This window comes from Frigoribacterium sp. CFBP 13729, assembly GCF_014841875.1.
Classification (GTDB): Bacteria; Actinomycetota; Actinomycetes; order Actinomycetales; family Microbacteriaceae; genus Frigoribacterium.
Genome location: NZ_JACYUR010000001.1, coordinates 1,102,346 through 1,115,297, shown reverse-complemented (window position 1 = coordinate 1,115,297; position 12,952 = coordinate 1,102,346). Strand labels below are relative to the sequence as shown.

Below are 12,952 nucleotides of genomic sequence, written 5' to 3'. Positions count from 1 at the left end.
CCCCCCTGCCCCGCCCGAGAGGACCGTCATGACCGTCAACGTTCTGCCCCCCGCCACCGCCGAGAAAGAATCGGCTCCCGATCCGCACCAGCTGGCTCCGATCGAGCCCGCGAAGCGCAAGAAGCACCGTTCGCCGCTCGCCTACTTCTTGGTCGCCCCCGCGGCCCTGGCCGAGCTCCTCGTCCACATCGTCCCCATGGTGCTCGGCATCTGGATCGCGTTCATCACCCTGAACCAGCTCAGCATCGCCAACTGGGTCAACGCGCCCTTCGTCGGCCTGCAGAACTTCGTCACGGCCCTCGACCCCAGCTCGCCGATCGCCGGCCAGCTCTACGGGGCCCTCGGCCGCACCCTGCTCTTCACCGTGATCGTCGTCGCGATCGCGTGGAGCATGGGCATGCTCGGCGCCGTGCTGCTGACCAGCTCGTTCAAGGGGCGCGGCCTGCTCCGCACGCTGTTCCTCGTGCCCTACGCGCTGCCCTCGTACGTCGGCACCATCGCCTGGGCCTTCATGTTCAACCAGCGCGACGGGGCCATCAACCGGTTCCTGGTCGACGACCTCGGGATCCTGCAGGACCGGCCCTTCTGGCTCCTCGGCGGGAACTCGTTCTGGGCGATCGTCATCGTGACCGCGTGGCAGTTCTGGCCCTTCGCGTTCCTGATGCTGCTCGCGGCACTGCAGAACATCCCGGGCGACGTCTACGAGGCCGCCAGCCTCGACGGCGCCAGCCTCTGGAAGCAGTTCACGAACATCACGCTGCCGATGGTCAAGCCGGCCAATGCCGTGCTGCTGCTCATCATGAGCCTCTGGATCTTCAACCAGTTCAACGTGCCCTACGTGCTCTTCGGTCCGGCCTCGCCCGAGCAGGCGACGCTCATCTCGCCGCTGATCTACCAACAGAGCTTCAACAACTGGAACTTCGGCCTCGGCGGTGCCATGAGCGTCATGCTCCTGGTCGTGCTGCTGATCGCGTCGGCGTTCTACATCCGGATGGTCCTCCCGAAGGGGCAGAACGACAATGATTGAGACCCGCGGCTTCAAGATCTTCCGCTTCTTCGGGCTGGCGTTCCTGTCGCTGGTCGTGATCGTCCCGCTCTACGTGGTGCTCACGACCTCGATCAAGCCGCTGGCCGACGTGCAGGGCCTCTTCACCTGGATCCCCTCGCGCGTCACCCTCGAGCCCTACGTACAGATCTGGCAGACGGTGCCCCTGGCGTCGTACTTCAAGAACAGCCTGATCGTCACCATCTCGGCGACGATCCTGTCGGTGGCGATGGCCGTGCTGGCCGCCTACGCGCTGGCTCGCCTGCGCTTCAAGGGCCAGCGCAGCTTCAGCCTCGTGGTGCTGTCGACGCAGATGTTCCCCGGCATCCTGTTCCTCCTGCCGCTGTTCCTGATCTTCGTGCAGATCCAGCGCACGGTCGGGGTGCAGCTGACCGGCAGCTACCTGGGCCTGATCATCACCTACATGACGTTCAGCCTGCCGTTCTCGATCTGGATGCTGACGGGCTACTTCGCCTCCATCCCGAAGGAGCTCGAGGAGGCGTCGATGATCGACGGCACGGGTCGCCTCGGCGCCCTGTTCCGCGTGATCATCCCCGTCGCGAAGCCCGGCATCATCGCCGTCGCGGTCTACGCCTTCATCACCGCCTGGGGCGAGGTGCTCTTCGCCTCCGTGCTCACGAGCAAGGACACCCGGACCCTGTCGATCGGCCTGCGGGCGTACGCCTCGCAGCAGGACGTCTACTGGAACCAGCTGATGGCGGCCTCGGTCGTCGTCTCGCTGCCCGTGCTGATCGGCTTCATGCTCGTGCAGAAGCACCTCATCACCGGTCTGTCCTCCGGTGCCGTCAAGTGACGCCGACCGGCCTGGCCTGACGGGGGCGGAGCGGTGACCGACGTGGGGGAGGCGGCGCCTCGCCTCGCGGACGTCGCCCCGACCCGGAGGGCCGAGGCCTCGGCCGCGCCCCTCCGGGTCGGCGTGGTGGGCGGCGGGTTCATGGGGCGGGTGCACACGGCGGCGGCCCGGGCGGCCGGCGCGCAGGTGGTCGCCGTCGCGTCCTCGAGCCCGGCCAGCGCCTCCTTCGCGGCCGCCGCCCTGGGTGTCCCGACCGCCCACGACAGCGTGCAGGACCTGCTCGACGACCCCGGCGTCGACGTCGTCCACCTCTGCACACCGAACGCCCTGCACGCGGGGCTCGCCCTCGCCGCCCTGGCGGCCGGCAAGCACGTGGTCTGCGAGAAGCCGCTGGCCACCTCGACGGCCGAGGCCGACGAGCTCGTGCGAGCAGCCCGGGTGGCAGGCAGGACCGCCGCCGTCCCGTTCGTCTACCGGTACCACCCGATGGTGCGGGAGGCGCGGGCCCGGGTGGCCTCGGGCGTCACGGGACGCGTGCTCAGCGTCCGGGGCAGCTACCTGCAGGACTGGCTGCTCGACCGCGACGACGTCGACTGGCGCGTCGACTCGGCCTCGGGCGGCCCCTCCCGTGCCTTCGCCGACATCGGCAGCCACCTCGTCGACCTGGTCGAGTTCGTCCTCGGCGACCGCGTCGCCGCCCTCTCGGCCGTCCTCGACCGGGCCCACGCCGAGCGCGGCGGCCGCCCGGTCGACACCGAGGACGAGGCAGCGGTCCTCTTCGAGACGGCCGCCGGGGTCATCGGCACCCTCTTCGTGTCGCAGGTGGCGCCGGGGCGGAAGAACCGCCTCCTCGTCGACGTCGCCGGCACGGCGGAGAGCCTGGAGTTCTCGCAGGAGGAGCCCGACCGGCTCTGGATCGGGCGCCGCGCCGCGTCCGAGGTCGTGTCGCGCGACGCGGCCCGGCTGGTGCCGGACGCGGCCCGCCTCTCCACGCTCCCGGCCGGGCACCCGATGGGCTACCACGACGCCTTCGCCTCGTTCGTCCGTGACGTGCACGACGCCGTGCGCGGCGGACGGCCGGAGGGGCTGCCGACCTTCGAGGACGGCCGCCGCGCCGTCGTCGTCACCGAGAGCGTCCTGCTCGCCGCCGCCGAGCGGCGCTGGGTGGACGTGCCCTCGTGAACCACCGCCCCGTGGACCAGGATGGAGCTGCGCCGGGTGCCGACGCACCGACGACGAGAGAGGCCGACATGGGCGAGAGCTCGCACCCCGTCACGCTGTTCACCGGCCAGTGGGCCGACCTGCCGTTCGAGGAGGTGGCGGCGCTCGCCGCGGGCTGGGGCTACGACGGCCTCGAGATCGCCGCGTCGGGCGACCACCTCGACCTCGAGCGCGCGGACGAGGACGACGCCTACCTCCGCGGCCGGCTCGACGTGCTCGAGCGGCACGGCCTCGGCGTCTGGGCCATCTCGAACCACCTCACGGGGCAGGCCGTCTGCGACGACCCGATCGACTTCCGGCACCAGGCGATCGTGCGGCCGAGCACGTGGGGCGACGGCGAGCCCGAGGGCGTCCGACAGCGTGCGGCCGAGGACATGAAGCGGGCGGCCAGGGTCGCCCGGCGGATGGGCGTCGACACGGTCGTCGGGTTCACCGGCTCGTCGATCTGGCCGTACGTCGCGATGTTCCCGCCCGTGCCCGAGAGCGTCATCGACGCCGGCTACGAGGACTTCGCCGCCCGCTGGAACCCCATCCTCGACGTCTTCGACGGCGAGGGCGTGCGGTTCGCCCACGAGGTGCACCCCTCCGAGATCGCCTACGACCACTGGACGAGCGTCCGCGCCCTCGACGCGATCGAGCACCGCGAGGCCTTCGGCTTCAACTGGGACCCGTCGCACATGCTCTGGCAGGGCGTCGACACGATCGGGTTCATCGTCGACTTCGCCGACCGGATCTACCACGTCGACTGCAAGGACACGCGTGTCCGGCCGAGCAGCGGCCGCGCCGGGGTGCTCGGCTCGCACCTGCCCTGGGGCGACCCTCGTCGCCGCTGGGACTTCGTCTCGACCGGGCACGGCGACGTCGACTGGGAGTCGGCGTTCCGCACCCTCGACGCCGTCGGCTACGCCGGGCCGATCTCGATCGAGTGGGAGGACGCCGGCATGGACCGGCTGCACGGGGCGCCCGAGGCGCTGGCCCACGTGCGCTCGCTGCTCTGGCCCCGGCCGACCGCCTCCTTCGACGCGGCCTTCTCGAACCAGTAGCCGCTCCGCCCACGAACAGGGAGAACCCCGTGCCCCGCACCCTCCAGCCCGGACAGTCGAGCCGCGTGCTCGTCGTCGACCCCGCGACCGGCGACGTCGAGGTCGCCCTCGAGAGCTCGAGCGTCCTCGTCGAGGCGCCCAACTGGAGCCCCGACGGCCGCTGGCTCGTCGTCAACGCCGACGGGCTGCTCTGGCGGCTGCCCGCCGAGGCGCGCGGCGTCGACGAGACGGCCCTGGTGCCCGTGCCCATGGGCGACGTGCCCGAGATCAACAACGACCACGTGATCGCGCCCGACCAGGGCAGCGTGTTCGTCAGCTCGCGCGACGGCCACCTGTACGAGGTGCCGTGGGACGGCGTCGCGCCCGGCGGCGAGGCACGCCGCGTCACGCGCGAGCACCCTGCCGGCCGCAACCACAAGAACTACCTGCACGGCGTCTCGCCCGACGGCGCGACGCTCAGCGTGATCGTCGGCGCCCTGCCCGAGGCAGTGGCCGACCCCGACGACGAGGAGGCGCGGGCCGGCTGGCAGACGAACGTCGTGCTGGTCTCGGTGGCCGACGGCGCCCCGACCTCCGTCACCGCGGACGGCCACCCCGACGACGGTGCGGAGTTCTCGCCGGACGGTCGACACGCCTGGTTCAACTCCGAGCGGGCGTCGGGCGGCGTGGCGGGCCACGCGCAGCTGTTCCGCGCCCGGCCCGACGGCGGCGAGCTCGTGCAGGTCACCGACGACGAGCTCGTGAACTGGTTCCCGCACGTCTCGCCCGACGGGTCGACCCTGCTCTGGCTCGGCTACCCGGCGGGCACGCTCGGCCACCCTGAGGACCACGACGTCGTGCTCCGCACCCTGCCGCTCGGCACGGACGGGCTGCCGACGCCGGGGGAGCAGCCGCGCGACGTGCTGCGGCTGCTCGGCGGCCAGGGCACGATCAACGTGCCGTGCTGGGCACCCGACTCGACTCGCTTCGCCTGCGTGGACTACCCGCGCGGCTGAGCACCCACGACGGGAGCCGGCGAGGGCGGGACCCGGCGCCGCGCCGGGGCCCGCCCTGGATCGGACGTCAGGCCGTCGGCAGCAGCTCGGCGACCTTCCCGCCCGCGATGCGCAGGCGCCGCTCGGCGCGCCGGGCCACGGCCGAGTCGTGCGTGACGATGACGAGGGTCAGCCCGCGGTCGCGCCAGACGCCCTCGAGCAGGTCCATGATCTCGTCCCGGGTGGCCTCGTCGAGCGATCCCGTCGGCTCGTCCGCCAGCAGCACGGTCGGCTCCGTGACCAGGGCACGCGCGACGGCGACCCTCTGCTGTTGGCCGCCGCTGAGCTCGCCCGGCAGGTGGTCGGCCCGCTCCGCGAGCCCGACCGAGGCCAGCGCCTCCTTCGCCCTCGTCCGTCGCTCGGGGCGCGGCACCGAGTCGTCCGCGAACGCCGTCTCGACGTTCTCCGCGGCCGTCAGCGTCGGGATCAGGTTGAAGCCCTGGAACACGAAGCCGACGTCGCGGGCCCGCACCGCCGCCAGCGCGCGGTCGCCCGCCGCCGAGAGGTCGGAGTCGCCGAGCCGCACCGTGCCGCTCGTCGGCCGGTCGAGCGCGCCGAGCATCTGCAGCAGGGTCGACTTGCCGCCTCCGGTCGGGCCCTGGATCGCGACCATCTGGCCGTCGGGGATCTCGAGGTCGACCCCGTCGAGGGCGGTGACGGTCTTCTTCCCCTGCGAGTAGGTCTTGGTGACGGCGGTGAGCGTGTACATGGGGTGGGTGCCTCCGGAGGCGGTGGTCGGGTCTGTGACGCCGGCGGGTGCCGGCAGGGCGGTGGCGCGGACGTCGGTGCCGGTCGGCTCCGGGGTCGCCCCGGTCACGCGACGCTCCTCAGCGCCTCGGCCGGGCGCAGCCGCGACGCGCGCCACCCGCCCACGGCGCCGGCGAGCAGCCCGCCGACGACGGCCAGACCGACGGCGAGCAGCACGACCGAGATCGTCACCGGGGCGTGCAGGACGACGTCGGTCGTCGCCGTGGCCAGCTGCTGGCCGAAGCCGCCGCCTGCCGCGGCCGCGCCTCCTGCGTCGGCTGCCGCCCCGGGCCCGCCGGCACCCCCGCCGGGACCTGCCGCGGTGGTCGTGGCCGCAGCCGACAGGGTCGGGGCGACGAGGTTCACCACGAGCAGCCCGACGAGGCCGGCCGCGACGCCGACGACGCCGCCGACGAGGCCCTGCACGAGCGACTCGCCCGCCACCTGGCGGGTGATCCGCGCGTTGCTCCAGCCGATCGCCTTGAGGGTGCCGAACTCGCGGGTGCGCCGTCCGACGCCCGAGACGGTGAAGAGGATCGCGATGAGGAACGCCGCGGCGAGCACGATCACCGAGAGCCAGGTGCCGAGCTTGCCGATCAGGTCGGAGGCGGTCGTCAGCGAGCCGGAGACGCTCGACGCGAGGTCCGACTGCGTGCTCACGGTCGCGTCGGGCAGGGCGGCCTGCAGGTCGGTCTTCAGCGCGTCGACGCCGCTGGCGCTCGCCGCGGTCACGTACACGTCGCTGATCTGGTCGGTCAGCCCGCTGAGCGCCTGCGCCGTGTCGAGAGGGACGTAGGCGTCGGAGGCGGTGGCCGCGTCGGACGACGTTGACGCGACGATCCCGACCACGGTGAAGTCGGTGCCGCCGATCGCCAGCGTGTCGCCGACCGCGAGCTCGGCGCTGGTCGCGTAGGTCTGGTCGAGCACGACGACGTCGGTGCCCGCGTCGTCGGCGGCGAGGGTCCGGCCGTCGACGAGGGAGGCGCTGGTCAGGGGACCGACCGCGGCCGCGCTCGGGTCGAGGCCCGTGACCGAGAACTGGTCGACGTCGAACGCGCTGCCGCCGGCGCCGTCCGCCCCGCCCGTGGGAGGTGCGGGCTGGCTGCTGGAGTCGGTCCCGTCCGTGCCGGTGCCGGTGCCGGTGCCGTCGCCGGTCGTGCCGTCCGTGCCCGCGCCTCCTGCACCCTGGGAGAAGTCGGGCAGCGTGCCCGAGAAGCTGGAGTTCTCGAGGCTCAACGTGGCCGTCGCGGCGGACACGCCGTCGACGCCCTCGACCGTCGTCAGGGCCGACGAGGCGAAGGTCGCCGTGTCGCGGGCGGCCGAGAGGGTGCTCTGCGCGACCTCGGTGCTGCCGTCGTCGGTGGTCGTGCCGTCGCCCGAGCCGAAGGCGAACTGCTGGCCGGGCCCGCCGCCGTCGGCGCCCGGCTCCGCGGTCTGCGTGATCGTGACGTCGGTGCCGACGCCGTAGACGGACTCGAGCACGGACGACTGCGCGTTCCGCACGCCGGCCGCCACGCCGCTGACGACGATGACGAGTGCGATCGCGAGCGCCATGCCGGCCGCGATCACCACGGTCTGCTTGCGTCTGTTGCTCAGCTCTCTGAGCAGGTAGGTCAGGAACATCGGGGGTCTCCTCGGTGCAGGGGGATCCGCGGGGGATCAGGTCGGAGGCGACGCTAGGGAGGCGGTCTCGCAGCACCCGATGGGCCGTCCATGAGGTTCCTATGAGAGACGCGCAGGCAACGCATCGGAGCAGCACAGTCCGTTCATAGGAACCGGCTCGAAGCTGAGTGCGTGACCACGACGACCCCCACCCCCGCGCAGGCCCCCCGACTCACCCGGGCCGACGGCTCGCCCCTCCGAGTCCTCGTCGTCGACGACGAGAACAGCCTCACCGACCTCCTCTCGATGGCCCTCCGCTACGAGGGGTGGGACGTCAAGGCCGCCGCCGACGGGCAGGGCGCCCTCGCGCTGGCCCGCGAGTTCCAGCCCGACGCGATCGTGCTCGACTGGATGCTGCCCGACATCGACGGCATCCAGGTGCTCGGCCGTCTGCGCGCCGGGGGCGACGACACCCCGATCCTGTTCCTCACCGCGAAGGACTCCGTCGAGGACCGCGTCTCCGGCCTGACGGCCGGCGGCGACGACTACGTCACCAAGCCGTTCTCCCTCGAGGAGGTGGTGGCCCGGCTCCGCGGCCTCATCCGCCGGTCCGCGTCGGCCGTGAGCGAGGCCGGCGACAGCCGCATCGTCGTCGGCGACCTGGTGCTCGACGAGGAGAGCTACGAGGTGCACCGCGGCGATCGCGAGGTCGAGCTGACCGCCACCGAGTTCGAGCTGCTGCGCTTCCTGATGCGCAACCCGCGGCGGGTGCTCAGCAAGGCGCAGATCCTCGACCGCGTCTGGAGCTACGACTTCGGCGGCAAGTCGAGCGTCGTCGAGATCTACATCTCGTACCTCCGCAAGAAGATCGACGCGGGCGAAGAGGCGATGATCCACACCGTGCGCGGCGTGGGCTACGTCATCAAGCCCACGTCGTGAGCGCGGCCGCACCCGGAGGGTCCCGTCTCGGCGGGCTCCTCGGGCGCGTGCCCCGCGCCTCCGCCCCCCTCACGCTCCGCAACCGCCTGATCCTCAGCATCGTCGCGATCGTGGTGCTCCTGACCGTGGTCATCGGCACCGTGAGCGTGGTCGCGCTGCGCGGCTCGCTGATGCGCCAGCTCGACGACGACCTGACGAGCGCGACCGGCCGGGCCGTGGCCGCCGCCTCCGTCGGGGGATCGTCCGGCCGCCCGAGCCTGAGCCCGGACAGCGACGCGCTCGGCGCGCCGCGCCAGGCGCCGGGCACCTTCACCGCCGTGCTCGTCGGCGACGTCGTGCAGCAGGCCTTCACCGTCACCGAGGCGGGCGAGCTCGAGGATCCCCTCACCGACGAGATCACCTCTGCGCTCGCGACCGTGCCCGACGCGGGCGGCCCGGTCACCGTGTCGCTCGGCTCGGACCTCGGCGGCTACCGGGTCGAGGCCGTCCCCGTGACCCTCACGTCGCGGAGCGGCGGCACCGTGTCGTCGGGCTACCTCGTCGTGGGCCTGCCCACCGACAGCGTGACCCAGACGGTCGCCGGGATGATCGCCTCCATCGCCTTCGTCACCCTGCTCGGCCTCGTCGTCGCGATCCTCATCGCGTACGCCGTGGTGCGGCGGGCGCTCCGCCCCCTCGAGAGGCTCTCGGACACCGCGCTGCGCGTGGCCGAGCTGCCCCTCGACCGCGGCGAGGTGGCCCTCGCCGAGCGGGTCGACGAGCAGGACACCGACACGCGCACCGAGGTCGGCCGGGTGGGAGCCTCGCTGAACCACATGCTCGGCCACGTCGCGGCGGCGCTGGAGGCGCGGCAGCAGAGCGAGAACAAGGTGCGGCAGTTCGTCGCCGACGCCTCGCACGAGCTGCGTACCCCCCTGGCGTCCGTCCGCGGCTACGCCGAGCTGACCCGGCGGATGGGCGCGGGCCTGCCCGACGACGTCGTGTACGCGATGGGCCGCATCGAGTCGGAGTCGCTGCGCATGACCTCGCTCGTCGAGGACCTGCTGCTCCTCGCCCGCCTCGACGAGGGTCGCGACATCGTCGTGGCCGACGTCGACCTCACCCGCGTGGTGCTCGACGCCGTCAACGACGCAGGGGTGGCCGACCCGGCCCACGACGTCGACGTCGTGCTGCCCGACGAGCCGGTCGTCGTGCCCGGGGACGCGATGCGCCTGCACCAGATCGTCGCGAACCTGCTCACCAACTCGCGGACCCACACGCCGGAGGGCACGCCCGTGCACGTCGCCCTGGGCGTCGACGAGTCGGCGCGACGTGCCGTCGTCACGGTGTCCGACGAGGGCCCGGGCATCGACCCGGCGGTGCTGCCCGTGCTGTTCGAGCGCTTCGCCCGGGCCGACAGCTCCCGCTCGCGCAAGGCCGGCTCGACCGGCCTCGGGCTCGCCATCGTCGAGGCCGTCGCGCACGCCCACGGCGGCGACGTCTCGGTCGCCAGCAGCGCCGACGGCGCCGTCTTCACGGTGCGGCTGCCGCTCGCCGCGCCGCCCGCCGCTGCCGCCTGACACTCGCAGCGTCGGGTGCGGGGCGACCGCCGCCCGACCGCAGGAGGCGCGACTTGCGTCGACGCGCCTCCTGCGTCTACTGTGTACCCAGCCCAAGACCGCCGGTTGTCCCTGTCTGCTCGCAGACGGAGACCGAAGGTTCTCGAGAGAGAGCGACCAGCGCAGGTGTGTGAAGTCGTTCCTCGCTTCTGCGAGATCCAGCTCCGTGCGCCAGCGCCGGAGCTTTTTCCATGCCCCGTCCTCGGACGAGACGTGAGCGAGTGCCCGGGGGCTGCCGGCACACCCACGTTTTAGGAGAGCCATGGCGAACAAGGAAGCATCGGTCGCCGAGCTCACGGAGAACTTCCGTAGCTCGACCGCCGTTCTGCTCACCGAGTACCGCGGTCTCACTGTGGCAGAGCTCAAGGAGCTCCGCACCGCCATCAGTGCAGACGCGACGTACGCCGTGGTGAAGAACACGCTCAGCAAGATCGCGGCGAACAACGCCGGCATCAGCTCGTTCGACGACGAGCTCGTCGGCCCGTCTGCGATCGCCTTCGTGCACGGAGACCCTGTCGCCGTCGCCAAGAGCATGCGTGACTTCGCCAAGGCACACCCCGCGCTGATCGTGAAGGGCGGTTACTTCGACGGTAACGCCCTGACCGCAGCCGAGGTCACCAAGCTCGCCGACCTCGAGTCGCGGGAGGTGCTGCTGGGCAAGCTGGCCGGCGCCTTCAAGGCCTCGCTGTTCGGCGCTGCTTACCTGTTCAACGCTCCGCTGTCGCAGGCCGTCCGTACGGTCGAGGCGCTGCGCGCGAAGCAGGAAGCCGACAGCTAACAGCTGTCGCAGCAACCACCACCACTTACAGAACACAACAAGGAGAACACCATGGCGAAGCTCACGCAGGACGAACTGATCGAGGCCTTCAAGGAGCTCACGCTCATCGAGCTCAGCGACTTCGTGAAGAAGTTCGAAGAGGTCTTCGAGGTCACCGCTGCTGCCCCCGTGGCCGCTGCCGGTGCCGCCGGCCCCGCCGCCCCCGCTGAGGAGGTCGAGGAGAAGGACAGCTTCGACGTCGTCCTCGAGGCTGCCGGCGACAAGAAGATCCAGGTCATCAAGGAGGTCCGCGCGCTCACGAGCCTCGGCCTCGGCGAGGCGAAGGCCGTCGTCGACGGTGCCCCCAACACCGTCATCGAGGGTGCGAACAAGGAGACGGCCGAGAAGGCCAAGGCTCAGCTCGAGGCTGCCGGCGCCACCGTCACCCTCAAGTAGTCTGCGGGGCCCACGGCCCCTCGCGACCTCGGTCGCACAGCACTGCCTGCTCTCACGAGCACAGGAGGCGCTGCTCCCCACGGGGAGCGGCGCCTTCGTCGTTCCCGGGTGCGGTCCACGGCAGCGGGTTCGGCGGGTCCCCGTCACCTCCGGCGGGTCAGCGCGGACCCGCCGTGGGCGACGCGGACCCGCCGCATGCCGCTCCGACCCGCCGCGCGCAGCCTCAGCCGCGGGCGACGACCGAGTGGCGGCGGCCGTAGAGCGCGTACACCGCGACCCCGACGCCCATCCACACGGCGAACGCGGCCCACGTGATCCCGCCGAGGGTCACCATGAGCAGCACGCACGTCGCGAAGCCGAGCAGCGGGACGACCGGGTACAACGGCACGCGGAACGTCCGCTCGAGCTCGGGCCGGTTGCGGCGCAGCCAGATGACCGACAGGTTCACGAGCGCGAACGCGAAGAGCGTGCCGATGCTCGTCGCGTCGGCGAGGGCCCCGAGGGGGATGAACGCCGCCGTGAGGGCGACCGCGCCGCCGACGATCAGGGTGCCGGCGACGGGCGTGCGCGTCCGCGGCGAGACCCGGCCCAGGATGGACGGCACGAGCCCGTCCCGGGCCATCGACAGGAAGATGCGCGTCTGCCCGTAGAGCACGGTCAGGACGACGGAGGCGATGGCCGCGACCGCGGTCACCGCGAAGAGGAAGGCCACCCAGGGCTGGCCCGTGATGTCGGCGACGATCGTCACGAGGGTCGCCTCGCCGTCGGTGAAGTCCTGCCAAGGGCGGGCTCCGACCGCGGCCACGGCGACGAGGATGTACAGCACCGTGATGATGACGATGGAGGCGACGATCGCCCGCGGCAGGTCCCGCTTGGCGTCCCGCGCCTCCTCGCCGGCCGTGGACGCCGCGTCGAAGCCGATGTACGAGAAGAACAGGCGGGAGGCGGCGGCCGAGACCCCGGCCGCCCCCATAGGCGCGAGGGGCTCGAAGTTGCCTGCGCTGAAGGCCGTGAACGCGACGGCGACGAAGAAGACGAGCAGGCCGACCTTGACCACGACCAGGACGGTGTTGACCCAGGCGCTCTCGCGGGCCCCGGGCACGAGCACGAGGGTGGCCAGCAGGACGAGCGCGGCGGCGGGGAGGTTCAGCAGGCCTCCCTCGGCGGGCGGGCCCGCGACGACGTCGGGCAGCGAGAGGCCGAAGACGCGCAGGGCCTCGTCGACGTACTGGCCGGCGCCCACCGCGACGGCCGCGACCGACACGGCGTACTCGAGCACGAGGCACCAGCCGCAGACCCACGCGACTCCCTCGCCGAGCGTCGCGTAGGCGTAGCTGTAGCTCGAGCCGGAGACGGGCACGCTGCCCGCCATCTCGGCGTACGACAGGGCCGAGAGCAGGGCGGCGACGCCGGCGAGGACGAACGCGAGGAACACCGCGGGCCCGGCGAGGGGCACGGCGGTGCCCAGCACCACCAGGATGCCCGTGCCGAGCGTGGCCCCGATGCTGATGGCGGTCAGGTGCCAGACGCCGAGGGTGCGCCGGAGGCCCCGGGCGTCGGACGCCTCGGCCTCGCGCGCGAAGGCCTCGAGGGGCTTGCGACGCAGCAGTTGCTCGCCGAGCCGCGGGCGAGCAGGAGCAGGGGCAGGGGCAGAGGAGGCGGGGGTCAGGTCGTCGGGCACCGCGAGAGGCTACCG

12 protein-coding genes are annotated in these 12,952 nt (G+C 72.3%); 9 read left to right on the top strand and 3 right to left on the bottom strand.

Going from position 1 to position 12,952, the window contains the following annotated elements; all coding sequences use genetic code 11:
• Positions 1-28 precede the first annotated feature (28 nt).
• The 5 genes from IFT77_RS04985 (at position 29) to IFT77_RS04965 (ending at position 5,118) form a co-directional block, all read left to right on the top strand.
• Positions 29-1,027: a carbohydrate ABC transporter permease gene (locus IFT77_RS04985; protein WP_192042157.1), complete on the top strand. Its 999-nt coding sequence runs from the start codon at positions 29-31 to the stop codon at positions 1,025-1,027.
• Positions 1,020-1,859: a carbohydrate ABC transporter permease gene (locus IFT77_RS04980; protein WP_146899186.1), complete on the top strand. Its 840-nt coding sequence runs from the start codon at positions 1,020-1,022 to the stop codon at positions 1,857-1,859. Before IFT77_RS04985 ends, IFT77_RS04980 begins: the two co-directional genes overlap by 8 nt.
• A 33-nt stretch (positions 1,860-1,892) precedes the next feature.
• The gene (locus tag IFT77_RS04975; protein ID WP_371740929.1) at positions 1,893-3,041 is read left to right on the top strand and encodes a Gfo/Idh/MocA family protein; all 1,149 of its coding nucleotides are present in this window, start codon (positions 1,893-1,895) and stop codon (positions 3,039-3,041) included.
• 68 nt (positions 3,042-3,109) lie between these two features.
• Positions 3,110-4,123 carry a sugar phosphate isomerase/epimerase gene (locus IFT77_RS04970; protein WP_192169343.1) on the top strand — a complete coding sequence of 338 codons (1,014 nt, stop codon included), beginning with the start codon at positions 3,110-3,112 and terminating at the stop codon, positions 4,121-4,123.
• A gap of 29 nt (positions 4,124-4,152) precedes the next feature.
• Positions 4,153-5,118: a PD40 domain-containing protein gene (locus tag IFT77_RS04965; protein WP_192169342.1), complete on the top strand. Its 966-nt coding sequence runs from the start codon at positions 4,153-4,155 to the stop codon at positions 5,116-5,118.
• Between the two features lie 67 nt (positions 5,119-5,185).
• Here the strand turns inward: IFT77_RS04965 and IFT77_RS04960 are convergent, their stop codons facing one another.
• Together IFT77_RS04960 and IFT77_RS04955 are read right to left on the bottom strand one after the other, a co-directional pair.
• Positions 5,186-5,866 (bottom strand): ABC transporter ATP-binding protein, encoded by a 681-nt coding sequence (locus tag IFT77_RS04960; RefSeq protein ID WP_192169513.1) that lies wholly within the window; start codon positions 5,864-5,866, stop codon positions 5,186-5,188.
• Positions 5,867-5,970: 104 nt separating this feature from the next.
• Positions 5,971-7,527, bottom strand: a complete 1,557-nt coding sequence (locus tag IFT77_RS04955; protein ID WP_192169341.1) for an ABC transporter permease — start codon at positions 7,525-7,527, stop codon at positions 5,971-5,973.
• A gap of 171 nt (positions 7,528-7,698) precedes the next feature.
• Between IFT77_RS04955 and IFT77_RS04950 the strand changes: the two genes are divergently transcribed.
• The 4 genes from IFT77_RS04950 to rplL all read left to right on the top strand — a co-directional run bounded on the left by IFT77_RS04950 (position 7,699) and on the right by rplL (position 11,256).
• Positions 7,699-8,445, top strand: a complete 747-nt coding sequence (locus IFT77_RS04950) for a response regulator transcription factor (protein ID WP_123546686.1) — start codon at positions 7,699-7,701, stop codon at positions 8,443-8,445.
• 47 nt (positions 8,446-8,492) lie between these two features.
• Positions 8,493-10,004 carry a HAMP domain-containing sensor histidine kinase gene (locus IFT77_RS16755; protein ID WP_192042153.1) on the top strand — a complete coding sequence of 504 codons (1,512 nt, stop codon included), beginning with the start codon at positions 8,493-8,495 and terminating at the stop codon, positions 10,002-10,004.
• 301 nt (positions 10,005-10,305) lie between these two features.
• Positions 10,306-10,821, top strand: coding sequence for a 50S ribosomal protein L10 (rplJ, locus tag IFT77_RS04940; protein WP_123546685.1), 516 nt, complete (start codon positions 10,306-10,308; stop codon positions 10,819-10,821).
• A 51-nt stretch (positions 10,822-10,872) separates the two neighbouring features.
• A complete protein-coding gene (rplL, locus tag IFT77_RS04935) occupies positions 10,873-11,256 on the top strand; it encodes a 50S ribosomal protein L7/L12 (protein ID WP_123546684.1) in 384 nt (127 codons plus the stop codon).
• A gap of 223 nt (positions 11,257-11,479) precedes the next feature.
• Here the strand turns inward: rplL and IFT77_RS04930 are convergent, their stop codons facing one another.
• Positions 11,480-12,937 (bottom strand): APC family permease, encoded by a 1,458-nt coding sequence (locus IFT77_RS04930; protein ID WP_371740928.1) that lies wholly within the window; start codon positions 12,935-12,937, stop codon positions 11,480-11,482.
• Positions 12,938-12,952 lie beyond the last annotated feature (15 nt).

Excerpts from the sequence above, each read along its gene's own strand:
- IFT77_RS04980 (WP_146899186.1), top strand. The coding sequence starts at position 1,020 with ATGATTGAGACCCGCGGCTTCAAGATCTTCCGCTTCTTCGGGCTGGCG.
- IFT77_RS04960 (WP_192169513.1), bottom strand. The coding sequence starts at position 5,866 with ATGTACACGCTCACCGCCGTCACCAAGACCTACTCGCAGGGGAAGAAG.
- IFT77_RS04985 (WP_192042157.1), top strand. The coding sequence starts at position 29 with ATGACCGTCAACGTTCTGCCCCCCGCCACCGCCGAGAAAGAATCGGCT.
- rplL (WP_123546684.1), top strand. The coding sequence starts at position 10,873 with ATGGCGAAGCTCACGCAGGACGAACTGATCGAGGCCTTCAAGGAGCTC.
- rplJ (WP_123546685.1), top strand. The coding sequence starts at position 10,306 with ATGGCGAACAAGGAAGCATCGGTCGCCGAGCTCACGGAGAACTTCCGT.
- IFT77_RS04970 (WP_192169343.1), top strand. The coding sequence starts at position 3,110 with ATGGGCGAGAGCTCGCACCCCGTCACGCTGTTCACCGGCCAGTGGGCC.
- IFT77_RS04955 (WP_192169341.1), bottom strand. The coding sequence starts at position 7,527 with ATGTTCCTGACCTACCTGCTCAGAGAGCTGAGCAACAGACGCAAGCAG.